The sequence below is a fragment of the Actinoplanes sp. ATCC 53533 genome (assembly GCF_003947245.1).
Genome location: NZ_QHHV01000108.1, coordinates 55,364 through 71,679, shown reverse-complemented (window position 1 = coordinate 71,679; position 16,316 = coordinate 55,364). Strand labels below are relative to the sequence as shown.

At 70.4% G+C, this 16,316-nt stretch carries 14 protein-coding genes; 5 read left to right on the top strand and 9 right to left on the bottom strand.

Going from position 1 to position 16,316, the window contains the following annotated elements:
• The first annotated feature begins 255 nt into the window (after positions 1 to 255).
• Together DMB66_RS61545 and DMB66_RS32145 are read left to right on the top strand one after the other, a co-directional pair.
• Positions 256 to 1,269 carry a hypothetical protein gene (locus DMB66_RS61545; RefSeq protein ID WP_158647445.1) on the top strand — a complete coding sequence of 338 codons (1,014 nt, stop codon included), beginning with the start codon at positions 256 to 258 and terminating at the stop codon, positions 1,267 to 1,269.
• A gap of 73 nt (positions 1,270 to 1,342) precedes the next feature.
• Complete coding sequence (locus DMB66_RS32145) at positions 1,343 to 1,819, top strand: DUF1772 domain-containing protein (protein ID WP_125807878.1); 477 nt, start codon at positions 1,343 to 1,345, stop codon at positions 1,817 to 1,819.
• Positions 1,820 to 1,993: 174 nt separating this feature from the next.
• Here DMB66_RS32145 and DMB66_RS32140 read toward each other — a convergent pair whose 3' ends face one another.
• On the bottom strand, positions 1,994 to 2,965 hold the full coding sequence (locus tag DMB66_RS32140) for a polysaccharide lyase family 1 protein (RefSeq protein WP_125807877.1): 972 nt from the start codon (positions 2,963 to 2,965) through the stop codon (positions 1,994 to 1,996).
• A 36-nt stretch (positions 2,966 to 3,001) separates the two neighbouring features.
• Positions 3,002 to 4,588 carry a family 16 glycoside hydrolase gene (locus tag DMB66_RS32135; protein WP_125807876.1) on the bottom strand — a complete coding sequence of 529 codons (1,587 nt, stop codon included), beginning with the start codon at positions 4,586 to 4,588 and terminating at the stop codon, positions 3,002 to 3,004.
• A 366-nt stretch (positions 4,589 to 4,954) separates the two neighbouring features.
• Between DMB66_RS32135 and DMB66_RS32130 the strand changes: the two genes are divergently transcribed.
• The 3 genes from DMB66_RS32130 to DMB66_RS32120 all read left to right on the top strand — a co-directional run bounded on the left by DMB66_RS32130 (position 4,955) and on the right by DMB66_RS32120 (position 9,526).
• Positions 4,955 to 5,497 (top strand): hypothetical protein, encoded by a 543-nt coding sequence (locus DMB66_RS32130; protein WP_125807875.1) that lies wholly within the window; start codon positions 4,955 to 4,957, stop codon positions 5,495 to 5,497.
• A gap of 67 nt (positions 5,498 to 5,564) precedes the next feature.
• On the top strand, positions 5,565 to 9,029 hold the full coding sequence (locus DMB66_RS32125) for a CHAT domain-containing protein (RefSeq protein ID WP_125807874.1): 3,465 nt from the start codon (positions 5,565 to 5,567) through the stop codon (positions 9,027 to 9,029).
• A complete protein-coding gene (locus tag DMB66_RS32120) occupies positions 9,026 to 9,526 on the top strand; it encodes a hypothetical protein (protein WP_125807873.1) in 501 nt (166 codons plus the stop codon). The genes DMB66_RS32125 and DMB66_RS32120 overlap by 4 nt, the downstream gene beginning before the upstream one ends.
• Before the next feature lie 290 nt (positions 9,527 to 9,816).
• Here the strand turns inward: DMB66_RS32120 and DMB66_RS32115 are convergent, their stop codons facing one another.
• From DMB66_RS32115 to urtB, 7 genes are all read right to left on the bottom strand, one after another.
• Positions 9,817 to 10,392 (bottom strand): TetR/AcrR family transcriptional regulator, encoded by a 576-nt coding sequence (locus DMB66_RS32115; RefSeq protein ID WP_125807872.1) that lies wholly within the window; start codon positions 10,390 to 10,392, stop codon positions 9,817 to 9,819.
• Complete coding sequence (locus DMB66_RS32110) at positions 10,389 to 10,955, bottom strand: TetR/AcrR family transcriptional regulator (protein WP_125807871.1); 567 nt, start codon at positions 10,953 to 10,955, stop codon at positions 10,389 to 10,391. Before DMB66_RS32110 ends, DMB66_RS32115 begins: the two co-directional genes overlap by 4 nt.
• Entirely contained in the window at positions 10,955 to 12,634 is a 1,680-nt protein-coding gene (locus tag DMB66_RS32105; protein ID WP_125807870.1) for a cytosine permease, read from the bottom strand. Before DMB66_RS32105 ends, DMB66_RS32110 begins: the two co-directional genes overlap by 1 nt.
• Positions 12,635 to 12,724: 90 nt before the next feature.
• Positions 12,725 to 13,408 carry an ATP-binding cassette domain-containing protein gene (locus tag DMB66_RS32100; protein WP_125807869.1) on the bottom strand — a complete coding sequence of 228 codons (684 nt, stop codon included), beginning with the start codon at positions 13,406 to 13,408 and terminating at the stop codon, positions 12,725 to 12,727.
• A gap of 1 nt (position 13,409) precedes the next feature.
• Positions 13,410 to 14,255 (bottom strand): urea ABC transporter ATP-binding protein UrtD, encoded by an 846-nt coding sequence (gene urtD / locus DMB66_RS32095; RefSeq protein ID WP_125807868.1) that lies wholly within the window; start codon positions 14,253 to 14,255, stop codon positions 13,410 to 13,412.
• On the bottom strand, positions 14,252 to 15,346 hold the full coding sequence (gene urtC, locus DMB66_RS32090; RefSeq protein WP_125807867.1) for an urea ABC transporter permease subunit UrtC: 1,095 nt from the start codon (positions 15,344 to 15,346) through the stop codon (positions 14,252 to 14,254). The genes urtD and urtC overlap by 4 nt, the downstream gene beginning before the upstream one ends.
• Positions 15,343 to 16,227 carry an urea ABC transporter permease subunit UrtB gene (gene urtB / locus DMB66_RS32085; protein ID WP_125807866.1) on the bottom strand — a complete coding sequence of 295 codons (885 nt, stop codon included), beginning with the start codon at positions 16,225 to 16,227 and terminating at the stop codon, positions 15,343 to 15,345. Before urtB ends, urtC begins: the two co-directional genes overlap by 4 nt.
• Positions 16,228 to 16,316: the final 89 nt, after the last annotated feature.

Sequence of the window (16,316 nt, the reverse complement as noted above, 5' to 3'; positions counted from 1 at the left end):
ACGCCCACGCCCACGCCCACGCCCACGCCCACGCCCACGCCCACGCCCACGCCCACGCCCACGCCCACGCCCACGCCCACGCCCACGCCCACGCCCACGCCCCACGCCCACGCCCACGCCATGATCACAAACGGCGGGTGCCGTACTCGGCCATGTCGGCAAGCGGATACCGCCGACCGGATCCGTCCCGCGGGAGGTTCCGGCGGGCGGCAGGTAGCGCCGCGCCGCGCCGCGCCGCGCCGAAGGACCGTTGCGTTGGCGGCGGACAATGCGCTCGTGGAGTTCGTCAAGGAGATCGGCGCTTGGGTAGCCGTGCTCGTCCTGGTCGGCGTCGCGGTGGTCATCGGCGTACGGGAGGAACTCCGGGCCCGGGCACGACGCCGGTCCGTCGTCGACGGCCGGGAGGTGGTGTATGGCTCGGGCACCGGTTTTCGACCGCGGTCCGGGCTGTGGGCCGGGCTGCTGTTCGCCTGGATCGGCACCGGCGTCGCCACGACCCTGGTGTTCGCCGGTCTGTTTCCGCCTCGGTGGCGGGCAGTCGCGATCGTGGCGATCCTCGCCGTCACCGCGCTCGCATTTGTCGTCGCGCTGCGCTTCCTGCTCGACTACGCCCGCACCGAGGTGGTGGAGGGCACCGTTCTGGAACGGAAGATCCTCTACAGCGGCGAGGACGGCGCGATCCGCAGCCATTGGATCGCCGTTGAGGACGGCCGGGCCGGGCGGATCGCCGGGACGCCGGTCGGCTCCGCCGACTACGCGCGGGTGGTGGCGGGTGCGCGGGTCCGGCTGCACCTGACCCCGCGTGGGCGCAAGGTGAAGCGGCTGGAGGTCCTCGGGCTTCCCGCGTCGGTCAACGGCCCCGGTATGCGTGGCGGCGAGGATCTGCTGGTCACTCCGGCGCAGGCCGCCCGGGCGCTGGGGTCGCCGGTCGAGGCCGTTGCGGTGGCGTCGGACGTGCCGAACACCCGGCGCTATGTCTACGTTCCACCGGGTACGAGAGTGACCAACGGGACCGCCTTGCCGCCGGCGTTGCACGTGACGGAGGCGTTCGACCCGGAGGCGGCCGACGAGATCGCCCGCCGGGCCACCGCGGGTGGCCGGCGCACCTGGCACCACGGCAACCGGGCCGTCTTCCAGTCCGGGGCGACCTACCTCATGACCTGGGGAAACGGTGCGTTGTTGATCCGTGGCCAGGTGGACGTCAACGATGTGGGCGAGATCGGCCGTTTGGCCTACAGCCTCAAACCACCCCGGCCGGGTCCCGGCTGACGCACCCGGCGCATTGTTCCCCGACGATGCGTCGACGCATATCATTGGTGCCTCTGCCAGCGCTGGGGGTGGCATGACGGTCGAGAAATGGGCGCTCGCCGCGTCCGTCTTCTTCGCGGGGTCGTGGTCCGGCCTCTTGGCGATGCTGACCACCATCTTGCACCCGATGCTCGCGGCGATGGACGGCCGGAGCTTCCGGGGTTTCCTGGGGGCATTTCTTCGATTCGCCAGAAAGGCCTGGTTCAATTATGCCTGCTCGATCGGAATGGGCATCGCGCCGATCGTCGCGCTCGTGGCCGGCTGGGACGATCGGGGCAGCGCCGCCTTCGTGCTCACCGCGATCGGCCTGGCTCTGGTGATCGTCGGGGTGTACGTCGTCGCCAACGTGTGGAAGGAGCCGCACTACGACGTGATGCTGGCCTGGGACCCCGAGGCGATGCCGGCGAACTGGGAGGCCGGACGGCGGCGCTACTTCACCATCAACTGGATCAACGCGGTGTCGACCTGGACGGCGTTCGTCCTCTTCCTGGCCGCTCTGCTCACTCTGTAGGCGCGCAGACTCTCCAGACGCTCAGACTCTCCAGACGCTCAGACTCTCCAGACGCCCAGACTCTCCAGACGCCCAGACTCTCCAGACGCCCAGACTCTCCAGACGCCCAGACTCTCCAGACGCCCAGACTCTCCAGACGCTCAGACTCTCCAGACGCTCAGACTCTCCAGGCGCTCAGAGGCGGCCCGCGCCGGCCCCGGACGCCACCAGGCCCGGCACGGCCGCCGCGGCGTCGAGCGTGTAGGCGTAATAGCCGCGCGGCTCGGCGACCGCGCCGCCGGCCTCGCACGGCCCGGAGCCCACGAACACGTTGCCGCGCTGCACCAGCCGGCCCGGCCCGCTGTCGGCGTATCCGCCGGTCGAGTGGCAGGGGTGGGCCACGCCGCTGAAGTAGTTGCCCTCCACCAGCACGCCGCCGTTCATCGTCGAGGCGACCGCGTAGAGCTCGTTGCCGAGGAAGTAGTTGTTGTAGACGTGCACCGGCTCACCGAAGCGCACCCGCGGGTGCCGCTGGCGGGAATTGTCGAAGAAGTTGTGGTGGATGCTGACCCGCAGGTGCCCGATGTCGGTGGAGGCCGCGCCGTCGGAGTGGCCGATCAGCATGCTCTTGTCGGTCGCCGCGAAGTGGTTCCAGGACACCGTCACGTAGTCGGCGCCGCGGACGATGTCGATCGAGCCGTCCACCGGGCGGACGAAGGTGTTGTGGTCGATCCAGATGTGGTGCGACTGCTGGCCGACGTTGACGGCGTCGTCCTCGGCGTCGGCGAACGTCAGGTTCCGCACGATCACGTTGAACGAGCGGTAGAAGTCGAAACCGCCGCCGGAGATGACCGCCGAGGACCCGAGGCCGACGATCGTCTTGTTCGGCCGTACGCCCTGCTTGCTGGTGATCGCGATGGTCCCGGCCACCTGGATGATCATCGGGCCGACCGTGTCGATGGCGGTGAGCAACTCGTCGGTGGTGTCGACCGTGACGGTCGGTCCCCCGACGCCGCCGGTGGTGCCGGACAGGCCCAGCGCCGGCACGGCGGCGAACCCGTCCGGCGCACCGGCCGGTGCGGCCGCGGCGGCCGGGCCGGTGCCGGGCGCGCCGGCGGCCACCAGCGTCGCGGTGAGGGCGGCGGTGAGAACAGCGCGCCAGGTCATGACAGCCTCCGAGGTCGCGGTAGTGGTTGTTGTCCCTCAGCCGCGGCCGACGCCGGCGCCCGCGGTCACGATCGCCTTGACGGCGTTCGGGTCGTCCAGGGTGTACGCGTAGTACGCGGACGGTTCCCGGACAGTGCCGGAGCACACCGCGGCGCCCGACTCCCCGGCGAACACGTTGTTGCGGGCGACGCACCGGCCGGCCGGGCCGGCGTAGGTGTTCGTCACCGGCTCCTCGACGTCCTCGAAGTAGTTGCCCTCGACCACGCACCCGGCGTTGTTCTGGCAGGCCACACCGGTGTCGGTGGTGTAGACGTAGTAGTTGCTGTAGACGTGCACCGGCTCGCCGAAGCGGACCCGCGGGTTGCGCTGCGGCGTCCGGTCGAACCAGTTGTGGTGGTAGCTGACCATGAGCCGGCCGGTGTCCTGCGCGGCGTTGCCGTCGTCGTGGCCGAGCAGCATGTTCTTGGTGTGGTGGTGGGTGTGGTTCCACGACACGGTCACGTACGACGAGCCGCGCTTGACGTCGATCAGGCCGTCGTAGCCCTGGGCCAGGTCGTTGTGGTCGAGCCAGACGTGGTGCGAGAACATCTGCACGTTGATCGAGTCGTCGGCGGCGTTGCGGAACGACAGGTTCTGGATGATCACGTTGTGCACCGCATCGGCCGGGGGCGTCGTCGCGGCGGAGACCGGCAGGCCGATGTTGAAGCCGCCGCCGCTGATGCCCGCGGTCGCGCCGACGCCGACGATCGACTTGTCCGAGGCGACGTCGTACATGCCGGCCGGCAGGGTGATCGTCCCGCTGACGCAGATGGTGAGAGGCTCGGGCCGGGCGATGGCGGCCAGCAACTCCACCGCCGTGTCGACCGCGACGGTGGCTCCACCCGTACCGCCGGTTGTGCCGTTCTGGCCCCAGGCATTGACCGACGCGAAGCCGGCGGGCGCTCCGGCGACCCGGCAGTTGCCGGGATCCGGCGGGGTGGTCGGCGGTGTCGTGCCGGTCGGGTCGGGGCCCGGGCCGGGGGTCTCGACGGCCACGTCGTCGAACGAGGCCGAGGCGTACGAGGTGACCAGTCCGATCCGGCCGGAGCTGAACGTCGGGTCGGTCGCCCCCACGACCTGGACGCCGTCGACCGAGCCGGCCAGGGTGGAGCCGGTCACCCGCAGCGCGAGGGTGTACCAGGTGCCGGAACTGACGCCGACCGCCGCGGTGCCGAGCACCGTGACTGTTCCGTTCGAGACCCGCTGCAGCTGCGCCGCTCCCCCGCCGGTCAGCACCAGGGCGTAGTAGCTGCTCAGCGATGTGCTGCGCGCGGTGATGCCGGCCGAGCGGGCGGTGGTGGCGAAGGCGATCGGCTTGACCCGCGCCCGCACGGTGTAGTCGGTCCAGGTCAGCTCGCCGGCCTGGGTCCTGGCGCTCGCGCCGGTGCTCGCCTGGCGGTAGGCCGGCGAGCCGTCGGTGACCACGGACCAGCTACCGCCCGTCTTCGTCCAGCCGCTGGCGTCACCGTCGTCGAACGTGTCGCCGAAGAACACGTCGGCGAGGGCCGCGCCGGTGCCGGCCACTCCGAGCAGAACGGTCAGCGCGGCGCCCACGACGGCGGCGAGCAATGGTTTCCCGCGCATGGCGGATCCCCCTTCTCAGGACGGAATCGTTTCCCGGCGAGGGCGGGTGCGGAGGAGCGGCAGCCGGCCGGCGGTGCGCCGTGACGTCGGCGAAACGTATGCGAGAAACATAGGTAGATCCATCGTCGGGAGTCAATGCCGCCGATATGCAGATATGTTGCATTCTATCGGCGCAGCACGCACTCACCCGACGGCCGTACGGTCGGGTCGTAGGTTTTCGGTCCGGTTTATCCCCCGGGCCCTTCGCGCGATTGTTGCACCGGTTCCGCAAGGCTTGCACCCGGACCGTGCGGAAACGCGAATCCGGGCCTGTTTCCGTCTCGCGCATGGTCACGCTCGGCGGTAGGCGCCAGCGACCGCGAGGAGGTGGACGACGCCCGCCGGATCGTGGCAGGCATCGAGGCGCTCCAGCAGGCCGCGGATCGGCGGCGGCCGATCGGTCAGCGAGCCGGCCGACGGGAATTCGCCGTACCGGACGGGGCGCGGCGCGGCGACAATAGAGCCATGTCGACCGGCCAGCGAGCCGGCCGACGGGAACTCGCCATATCGGACGGGGCGCGGCGCGGCGACAATGGAGCCATGTCGGATGACCTCGACCGGGTGGGCACCCTGGCGCAGATCCTCGCGACGTTGTTCGTCGCGCTGGCGGTGGAGGAACGCTCGGTCGGCTTCCTGCGCGACCAGCATCGACTCGTCGTCTCCGCGGTTCTCCTTCCGCCGTACCTCGCCTTGCTGGCCGATGTGTTCGCACTCGTCGAGAACGACGTGACTCTGTTCGGGCTACCGTCACGGGTTCTGTTCCTGGCGAATCTGGTCGCGTGCGGGCTGACGATCGCGGTCCTGCTGACGGCGATGGTGACGAGCCTGCGGCGCGGTGCGGGTGCCGGAAACGGGGCGTCGCCCAGGTGACAGCTCGCCGGACGCCAGCCGGTTACGCTGCCCCTCGGCGCCATCCGACGTCCCCGGGGAGCGGCCCATGCCCGCCATGGCCAAGGATTCGGCAGACCATCCGTGCCGCGCTTGCGGTGCGCCCGTTCCGGGCACCGCGGGTGGCGGCGCGGTCCTGATCATCCGGGTGGACAACCTTCCCGAGACGACCGCGTTTCTCTCCGGGGCGCTGGACGAGGTGCCGTGCCCGGTGTGTGAGCGCAAGTCCGGTGTCGCCCCGACGCTCGTGCTCTGCTCGGCCATCGACAAGGTCGCCGGGGTCGCGCTGACCAGCCTGGCCCACGATCAGCCGAAGCTGGCCCAGGAAACCGCTGATGATCTTCGAGGGCGGGGAATAGCCACGACGATCGTCCCGTCACCCGACCATCTCCGCGGCTGGCTGGTAACACGATGGCACGAACGCCTGGCCACCCTCACGGAGATCATCACTTCCGGGGAGCCGGACGGGATTCCCCCGGCCGCGCTCGACGCATGTGACGCCGAGGCGTTCGTGGGCGCGGCCGCCATCGTGGGTACGGGCTTGACCGAAGGGCCGTTCACGGTGCCGCCCGGCGCCGAACCGGACGCCGTCCTGGACTTCCTCGCGGGGCTGCAGGCGCGGGCATTGGCGGCACTGTGTGCGAGATGGGCGGCGAACACCGGCGATCGGCTGGAACGCGACCTGCGGCGGCACGTGCCCGAGGGCGGGCTGCTCCCGGCGACGGCGGAGAAGGTGGTACCGGTCCTGCGAGCGCTGCTCGGAAGCGAGGTCTCCGAGGCCCTTCGCTATTCAGCACATGCCTTGCTGGCCAGCGTCTGCGTCGAGAGTGGCCGGCCCGATCCGGAGGCCGCGGGCTGGGCCGAGACCTGGCTCCACCACGAGGTCCTGCTGTCCGCGGCGCCGACGGAGCCGGAAGTGCTCGCGACATTGCGCGGTTGCCGGACAGCCGAGGCCCGGGCCCGGGCGACCGTGGACCACCGGCGCCTCTTCAACGCCGCCGCCGCGATGGTCATGCGGACCGGCTCCACCCTGACCGGCCCCATCGTCGAAGCCGGCCGCCGCGCGGGCTACGACAGCCTGGGATCCGACCTGCTCGAGTCGCTGCGATTCGAACCGGGAACGCAACTGTCGCCCGAACAGGTCCTTGACGCACTCCAGCCGTTCGCGCCCGGGCGTCACCCCGCGGCGGCGCTGCGCGCGGCCGACAGGCTGCTCGGCGCGGTGCCGGCGCTGACCCCCGACCAGGTCTGGCAGATGGCGGACACCATGGCCGGCTGGTGGCCCGGCTCGCGAGAGGCCGGAGTCACCTGTGAGATCTGGGCCGGGGCCATCCTGAGCAAGATCTCGGCGCCTGCCGAGCTTCTCGCCCGGATCGGTGAGTCACCGCGCGCCTTCGAGAGCACCCTCGGCTTCGGCGAACGCGCCGAACTGCAGCGCGTACGCGGCGAAGCGCTCATCGGCGTCGGGCGGCCCGCCGAGGCTGTCACGCTGCTCACCGACTTTCTGGCCACCGGTGATCTGGCCACCGGTGATCTGGCCACCGGTGTTCCGGCCGATGACCTGACGGAGCTGCGCGGGACGCTCGCCGTCGCCAAGCGGCACTGCCGCAGGACGGAGGAGGCGGCCACCGAGCTGCGGGAGATAGCGTACGAGGGCGACACGGTCACGCAGTTGACGACGCGTCATGCGCTGCTCGGGGCCCTCATCGAGCTGGGACAGCTGGATGAGGCGCTCACCGTCGCCCTCGACGCCAGGCGGTTGGCCTCCGGGCCGCACGCCGGCTCCGCCGCCCTCTTCGACGCGGCCCTGGCCAATGTGCTGGCCGCCACCGGCCGGCCCGTCGAGGCCGCGAGCGCCCTGCGCGCCGTGCCGATCGACGACCTCGCCGACCCTGCCGTCCTGATCCCTTTCGCGTCCGCGCTCCTGAGCTCGCCGGATGTGCTGAACACGCCGGACGGCAGGCGGACGGCCGCCACCGTGGTCGAGCACCTCCACCACACCTGGAAGAAGTGCGGACGATCGGCCCTGACCGAGCCGGCCAAGCAGGCACTGCGGCTCCTGGCCCTGCTGTCCGACCGAACAGGCGCCGGCGAGCCGGCAGTGCTGTGGCAGGCACTGGCCGACCTGTGCGAGTCATGGGGCGATGCGGAGCCGATGGCCGCGATGGCCCTCGCGGCCGCGGCCGCGCGGCGCGACCGGCCCGAGCAGGTTCGTGCCGGCCTGGACCGGGCCTTCGCCGAGCTGGCCGCCGCCTATTCCGGTGAGCGGAAACTCGCCCGGAACCACCTGTCCACCCGATTCCTCCGAGGGTTCACCCGCGACATCGAACGCGCCGTGGGCGCGGCCGGTCTGCCGGCGGAGTACCGGCGGGTCGCCATCGATCTCGGCCGGGACATCATCGGCCGCCGCACCTCCCTACCAGGGGCCGCGGCGCCGTGGGACAGCGTCCTGACCGCCGCGCCCGGCTCGATCGCGGTGATCGACTGGGAGGACCGGACCGACGGCCCACGACCGGTCGTCACGGTCGTCCGGGACGGCACCGTCACGACCGCCGTGGCCGAGCCCTCGCCGGTCGACCTCGACCTCCTCGCCCGCCACCTCACCGCGAAGCTCGGCGGCTGGCACGACCACCGCCGCGGTGACCCGTTCGACCTGCCGATGTGGCGCGAAGCCGCCGACTGGTTCGCGCGATTCGTCACCCGGCACTCGAGGCCGGACGAGACGGTCGTGCTCATCGCCCACCCGACGGCGACCCGTACCCCCTGGCACGTCGCGGTGACGCCGCACCGGCCCACCTTCTCGGTGCCGTCCTGGTCCGCCGTCGTCTCCGAGTTCGACCGGCCGGCACCGCGGTTGGCCGGCCTGGGCTGTGCCGTCGCACCGCGCTTCGCCGAGGACATCGAGGTGATCGGCGCCTTCGACGACGTCGTCGACGGGCTGCGGGGTCTGGGGTCCGCCGCGCTCACCGAACACAGCAGCCCGGCCGACCATGCGGGCCTCGCCGGAATGCTGCGGCGCGCGGACCTCTGCGTCGTGCTCTGCCACGGGTACGCACCCGTCACCGAGCCCACCGTCGCCTGGCTGCTCGCCGCGGGTGGCTCCCTGCCCCTGCGCGGCTCCGTCGAGGCCGCCACGGCGGCGGGGCGACGGCATCAGTTCACCTGGGACGACTGTGACCACCTGCCCGCGGCGAGCCCGGTCGTCGTGTCCGCCGCGTGCTCCACGGCCCGCACCCACGACGCCGGAAGCACCGAACAGCTCGGCCTCTACTCGGCGCTACGGCGGCGTGGCACCCGCACCTTCATCGCGCCCCGATGGAACATACCGGCGAGGCGTACCCTCCCGGTCTTCGCCGACGCGGTGCGTCGCCTCGTCGATCACACCGATCCACCCGCCGTCGCGGTGCGGGCGGCGAGCCTGGCCGCGGCGGAGCACCTGCCCACCTGGCTGGCCTACGCGCCGACGGCAGCGGGCGGCTGGTGGGCGAGCACATCGGAGGGAGCCCCACCATGACCGAGGACGACGACAGCCTGGCCGGTCTGCTGACCGCGATCTCGGCGTCCCCCGATCTCGTCCAGCAGGCGTTGCGGTACTACCTCTCGGAGCGGCTCGACGACCTGCCGCCGGAGGACATGCGGGAGCGGATGGTCGCCGCGGCCGAGGACGGGCCCGCCCTCGAACGCGAACTCGCGGCGCTGGAGCGGTCGAGCAGCGAGCTGGAGGACATCGCCCTGGCCTGCCTTTCCGCCGCGTGGGCCGAGGAAGGCGAGCGGGACGCCATCCGGCACGCGCTGGACGCCGCCACCAAATCGCTTCCGGTGGTCGAGACGGCCGTGCTCGCCATCTTCGGCGCCTACGGTCTGTTCGTCATCGCGAAGGAGGGTGGTCGGCGAGGAACCACCCGGGCCCAACGCGACGCCGGGGGAAGCTTCGCCGACATGCCCGAGGAAGAATCCGACTCGCCGTGGCAGCGGCGGATCGGCGCGCTCTTCCGCCGCTCGTCGACCTAGAGGTCGCGCGAACAGCTCAGACGGGGTTGGCCCGGGTACGAGGCGGGCACGGGATGCCTCGTCTTCGAGAAGTTGTCGCAGGTGTTGCGGTTCGGATGTGCATCCGAGTCGATCGCGGACAGTGGTTGTTCGGCGACGGCCGGCCGCAACGCCGCAACGAACGCAGAGAGCGGGTCATCAACGCGTTCTCCATCACCCTACGTAGCCTGATTCGGCAGGCATGGCGCCCTCTACCGACGTCCCTGATCCCGGGCCTGTCCGCGCGACCGCTAAGGGCGCGCCCTTGGCGCCTACGGGGCGACGCGGTCGCGGATGCCGTCGAGCACCGCCTCGGCCGCCCACGCGGCGGCGTCGGCGATGTCACGCCGGTCCATGCCGAACTCTCGGCGAAACGTCACCCAGGTCGCTGCGGAGTCGAGGTGGGACAGCGCCACGATGACCGCCCTGCGCTGCGCCGCGTCCAGAGATGGCACCTCGGCATCCAGCAGCCGCTCGAGGTGCGCCCGGCCGAGCGACGGCGCCGCGCCGCGCACGCCGCGCATCGCCGTCTCGGCGACGACGTGCGCGAGCTCCGGCCGTGCGTCGTACCGGTGCATCGCGTCGCGGATCGCGAGGGGGATGTCGAAGATCGAGTGCGACTCCTCGCGGGCGAACACCGTCGCCTCGATCCACGTCGCGGTCGCCAGCAGCAGATTGACGCGGGTGGGGTAGTTGCGGAACACCGTGCGTTCGGCGATGCCGGCCCGGCGCGCGACGAGCCGGTACGACACGTCGTCACTGCCGATCTCCTCGATCAGCTCGGCGTAGGCGGCGAGGATCGCCGCTTGCGTGCCGCTCAGCTCCAGGACGGCCGTCGACCCGGTCACGGCTTCGCCCACGTCGCGTCGAGCAGCCTCGCGAGCACGGTGCCCACAGCGCGATCGAACGCGTCGCAGATCTCGTCGGCATCCAGGTCGAAGCCTGTGCGCAGTCGCGCCCAGAACATCGCCGACGAGAAGTAACGCAGGGATGCCGCGACCCGCCGCCGATCCCGTCGGTTGAGCGTCGGCGCCGCCACGTCGAGCATCGCCTCGATCGCACGCGTGATGTAGGCAGGCTCGGCGTCGAGCGTCGGCGAGATCGCGGACGCCCGTGCGCCGACGTACGCGTACGCGGGCGACGCGTCGAAAGCGTGGAAGCGCTCGTGCACGGCGGCGCGGAAATCGGCCACAGTCACGAACGGCGGCAGCGGGAAATGGGTCTGCTCGATCCAGTTCGAGAGTGCGGCGAGCAGGTGCGCACGCGTGGGGTACTGCCGGTAGACCGTGCGCTCCGAGATGCCGACCTCGTCGGCGAGGGCACGATAGGAGATGTCGTCGAACGTGTGCTCACGCAGCAGCACCGCGGCGCTCGCGAGAATCGCGGTCGCCGTGTCGACCGGCTCCTCCATCACGTCCCCCTGCCTCGAGCGGTCGCCCAGCGCGAGGGCCCGGTGACTTCCGGCGGAAGCACGTAGCGATCGGAATCGTCGAGCGTGAGCGCCAGCGACGAAACGTACTGCACCTCGCCGTACGGTCCTCGCTGGGCCGAGGCCAGCATATCCGGCCGCTCGAACGTATACCCGGTGACATGGCACCGGAGCCGCTCGCCCGAGGGGTTGCCGTGGTCGTCGAACAGGGGGGAGTCGATGCCGTCGGAGCGGCGGCGCAGGTAGTAGCGCCCCCGCGTGGCGAGGGCCATGACCGGCGTGGCGACGAACGCGACGCCGATCGCGATGAGCACCGAGAACGGCTTGACGGCGGCGCCGAGCAGCCCGGCGAACGCGAGCAGCGACAGCACCGAGGCGAGCCCCACCGACACGAGCCCCACCGGGTTCCAGTCGTGCAGCATGCCGCGGCGGAATTCGGGGAAGCGCGGCGAGATGCGCAGCACCCACTTGTTGATCGCGATATCGGTGGCGATCGTCACGAGCCACGCCATGACGACGTTCGCGTAGAGGCTCAGCACGAAGGAGATGAGGGTGAAGACGTCCAGCATCATGAGCGCGTATGCGATCACGAGGTTGAGCAGCACGAAGATCGTGCGACCCGGATAGTGCTTCGCCACCCGGGTGAAGACGTTCGACCAGGCGAGCGAGCCCGAGTACGCGTTCGTCACGTTGATCTTCACCTGCGCGACCACGATGAGCACCAGGGCGAGGACGATGGCGAGCCAGTCGGGGAAGAGGGTCTGGTACATGCCGACGAACTGCTTGACCGGTTCGGTCGCGTGGTGCCCGAGGGTGGGATCTACCTGCACGAGGAGGTAGACGGCGAGAAACACCCCGATCATCTGCTTGGTGCCGCTGAAGATGACCCAGCCCGGGCCGGAGAACGCGAACGACGTCCACCACGAGCGGGCGTTCGACGGGGTGCGCGGCGGCATGGCGCGGATGTAGTCGATCTGCTCCGCCAGCTGCGGGGTGAGGGCGAAGCACACGGCCGCGCTCGAGACAACGGCGCCGAAGCTGATCGAGCCGTCGGAGCTGCCGGTGAACGACGTGAAGGCGAGCACCGCCTCGGGGTCGGAGACGAGGATCCACAGCAGCGGCAGCAGGGCGAGGGCGAGCCACAGGGGCGTGGTCCAGAAATGCAGGCGCTCCAGCGCCCGCATGCCGTAGATGACGATCGGGATCACGACCACGGTCGAGATGAGATAGCCGAGCCACAGCGGCATCCCCAACGCCACCTGCAGCCCTTGTGCCATGATGGCGCCCTCCAGGGCGAAGAAAATACAGGTGAAGCCCGCGAAGACGACGGTTGTGATCATCGAGCCGTAGTAGCCGAATCCCGAGCCACGGGCGATGAGGTCGAGGTCGAGGTTGTAGCGGGCGGCGTAGTAGGCGACGGGCACCCCCACGATGACGATGATGACCGACGCGAACAGGATGCCGAGCACGGCGTTGCCGGTGCCGTGGTCGATGCCGATGCTCGCGCCGATGGAGAAATCGGCGAGGAACGCGATGGACCCGAGGGCGGTCGCGCCGACGGAGGCCGCGCTCCAGCGCCGGAAGGTGCGCGGCACATATCGGAAGGCGTAGTCCTCGAGGCTGTCCTCCGCGGCCGCGCGCGCGTTGCCTTTCCTGTTCACAGTGGCATCCCCTCACGCACCTCGCGTGGGGGCATCCTCCGGGTCCGATGTTACGACAACATTGCGGGCCCGGATGCCGGTCATTTCGGCTCAGATCGCCATGGCGGCTCGCACGGTGGAGGTGGCTGCCGCGCCTCCCTGGTCGGTCTGGGTGACGAAGCCCGAGGCGAGCACGACGTAGCGCTCGGCGGCCTCGAGGGCGAAGCCGATGTGCTGCTCCACGAGCAGCACATTGATGCCCTCGTCGGCCAGCTGCATGATGGTGTGCTCGATCTCGGCGACGATCGTGGGCTGGATGCCCTCGGTCGGCTCGTCGAGGATGAGTAGCTTCGGCTCGGTGATGAGGGCGCGGGCGATCGCGAGCTGCTGGCGCTGCCCGCCGGAGAGCAGGCCTGCCCTCCGGGCTGCGAACTGCTCCAATGCGGGGAAGCGAGCCAGCTGCGCGTCGATGAGGGCTTTGCCACCCCGGCGCCCGTCGGCGACGAGCTGCAGATTCTCGAGCGTCGTGAGCTGGCCGAACGCCTGCTGACCCTGCGGCACGTACGCCATGCCACGAGCGACGCGCTTGTTGGGGGCGAGCGACGCGATGTCTTCGCCGTCGAAGAACACGCGGCCCTTCGACGGCTTGATGAGCCCGATCGCGACACGCAGCAGCGTCGTCTTGCCGGCGCCGTTGTGGCCGAGCACGGCCACGACCTTCCCGGCCGGCACCGTCACGCCGTGCAGCACCCGCGTGCGCCCGTAGCCGGCCTCGATGTCGGTGAGCTCGAGCATGTCAGTCCTCCTCCTGCTTCTGCGTCCCAGCCGCCTGCTTCCGCGTCCCAGCCGCCTGCTTCCGCGTCCCGGCCGCCGGTAGGGGCACGACCGACATGGCAGCCGTGGTCGCGGCTCCCGCAGTGCCGAGGTAGACCTCCTGCACCTTGGGGTCGGCCTGCACCTCGGCCACCGTGCCGTGCGAGAGCACCTTGCCCTGGTGCAGCACCGTCACGCGCGTGGCGAAGCGGCGCATGAAGTCCATGTCGTGCTCGACTACCAGCACGATGCGCTTCGCCGCGACGCGCTGCAGGAGCTCGCCGGTCGCGGTGCGCTCGTCCTGGCTCATGCCGGCGACGGGCTCGTCGAGCAGCAGCACCCTCGCGTCCTGCACGAGCAGCATCGCGATCTCCAGCCACTGCTTCTGGCCGTGCGACAGGATGCCGGCCGGCGTGGCGAGTTCGCCGGTGAGTCCTGTCTCCTCCAGCGCCTGCACGATCGACGGGTCGACGCCACGCCGGGTCCGCAGCAGCGAGACCGAGGGGCGGTGGAGTCCGGCGGCGATGTCGAGATTCTGCAGCACCGAGAGCTCGTCGAAGACGCTCGCGGTCTGGAACGTGCGGCCGACCCCGAGTCGGACGATCTTGTGCACCGGCCTGCCGAGCAACTCCTGCTGGCCGAGCCTCGCCGAGCCGGTGGCCTTCGAGAGCCCCGTGATGGCGTCGATGCAGGTCGTCTTGCCGGCGCCGTTCGGGCCGATGAGGAACCGGACCTCGCCGGGGTGCGCGTCGAAGGAGACGCCGCCGACCGCGACGAAGCCCGAGAACTCGACGTGGAGGTCGGTGACGACGAGAGAAGCTTCGGTCATGACTTCGCCTCCTCGAGCTGCGGGGCGGCGATCGCCGCGATGGGCTGTTCGCCAGGGCTCCGGCGCGCTGCCGTGAACCTGGCGAGCACCGACGACAGCCCTTTCGGCAGGAAGAGGATGACGACGATGAACAGCAGGCCGAGGAGGTAGGTCCAGCCGTCGGGCCAGACCGAGCCGAGGCTCGACTGCCCCCATCCGACCGCCATCGCGCCGAGCGCGGGGCCGAAGAGCGAGGCGCGGCCGCCGAGGGCAACGCCCGCGATCATGAGGATCGAGGCGGCGGCGCCGATCTCGGCCGGGGTGATGATGCCGACGATGGGCACGAACATCGCTCCGCCGATGCTTGCCATCAGCGCTGAGACGACGAAGGCGACGAGCTTGATGTTGGCCGGGTCGTAGCCGAGGAAGCGCACGCGCTCCTCGGCGTCCCGCGTGGCGACGAGGAGCTCACCGAAGCGGCTGCGATAGAGCTGCCACACCACGAGTAGGCACCCGACGAGCAGCCCGGCCGCGATGAGGTACACCATGTTCCTGTTCGCCGGGTCGTTCAGTACGAAACCGAAGAAGTACTTGAAGTCGCTGAGCCCGGTGTCGCCGCCGGTCTCGCGGATTGTGGAACTGATCAGAGTGGCGAGCGCGACGGCGAGCGCCTGCGTCAGGATCGCGAAGTACGCGCCCTTCACACGGCGCTTGAACAGCGCGTAGCCGAGGATGCCGGCCACGATCACCGGGAGCAGCACGATCGCCAGCAGGGTGAACGCTGAGCTGCGGAACGGCTCCCAGAACGCCGGGAGCGGCGCGAGCGGGTCGTAGAGCACCATGAACCCCGGGACTCCGTCACCGGCGGACTCCAGCGTGAGGTGCATGGCCATCGAGTAGGCACCGAGGGCGAAGAACACCCCCTGCCCCATCACGAGCATCCCGCCTCGGCCCCACGCCAATCCGATGCCGACGGCGGCGATCGCCCAGCAGCAGTACTTGCCGAGGTTGCTGAGCCAGTGATCGGTGAGCACGAGGGGAGCGACCACGAGGAGCAGGACGGCGAACACCCCGATGCCGAGCAGGGACAGCCGTGGCTTCAACTTCGTCATACCAGACTCCTGGTTCGCACCGTGAACATGCCCTGCGGGCGCAGCTGCAGGAAGACGATCACGAGGATGAGGGCGAGCACCTGCGCGAGGCTGCCGGTCGTCCAGGAGGCGAAGCACGAGAGGACGACGCCCACCCCCCACGCGGCGATCACGGTGCCCTTGAGCTGGCCGATGCCGCCGGCGGCGACCACGAGAAAAGCCGGGATGATGTACTGCGCGCCCATCTGGGAATTCGTGCCGCCGATGAGCGACGCGGCCACTCCCGCGACCCCGGCCAGACCCGACCCGACGAAGAAGGTCAGGCGGTCGACGGTGCGTGTGGAGATCCCCGCGGTCTCGGCGAGGTCCCGGTTCTGCACGGTCGCCCGGATGCGGCGGCCGAACGAGGTGTACTTGAGCCAGGCCGCCAGTATGGCGACGCAGGCGGTCGCCAGCAGGATGGTGAACAACTGCCGCAGCGGCCAGTCGTAGCCGAGGATGTTCACCTGCCCGTCGAGCCAGTCGGGCTTCTCCACCGGGACACCCTGGGACGGGAAGATCTGCAGTGCCGCCTGCTGCAGGATCAGGCTGACACCGACCGTGACGAGCAGGGTGTCGAGTGGCCTGCGGTACATCCATTGGATGATGCTGACCTCCAGCAGGAGGCCGAGTAGGCCGGCGACGACGAACGCGACCGGCAGAGCGACCGGGATCGACAGGCCGCTCGAGTGGATGACCTGCTGGACGAGGTAGGCGGTGAAGGCGCCGATCATGAGGAACTCGCCGTGGGCCATGTTGATCACGCCCATCTGCCCGAAGGTGAGCGAGAGGCCGAGCGCGGCGAGTAGGAGCAGTGCACCCTGTGCGGTGCCGTTCAGCAACGGCGGAACCAGAGCGTCCATGTGCTCTCGCTCTCTGTGCGGGGGCGGGCGGTGAGGGGGCTTGCCTGATGTTCGGCTCGCGAGCTTCGCCGAATCGGGTCCGGTACGCG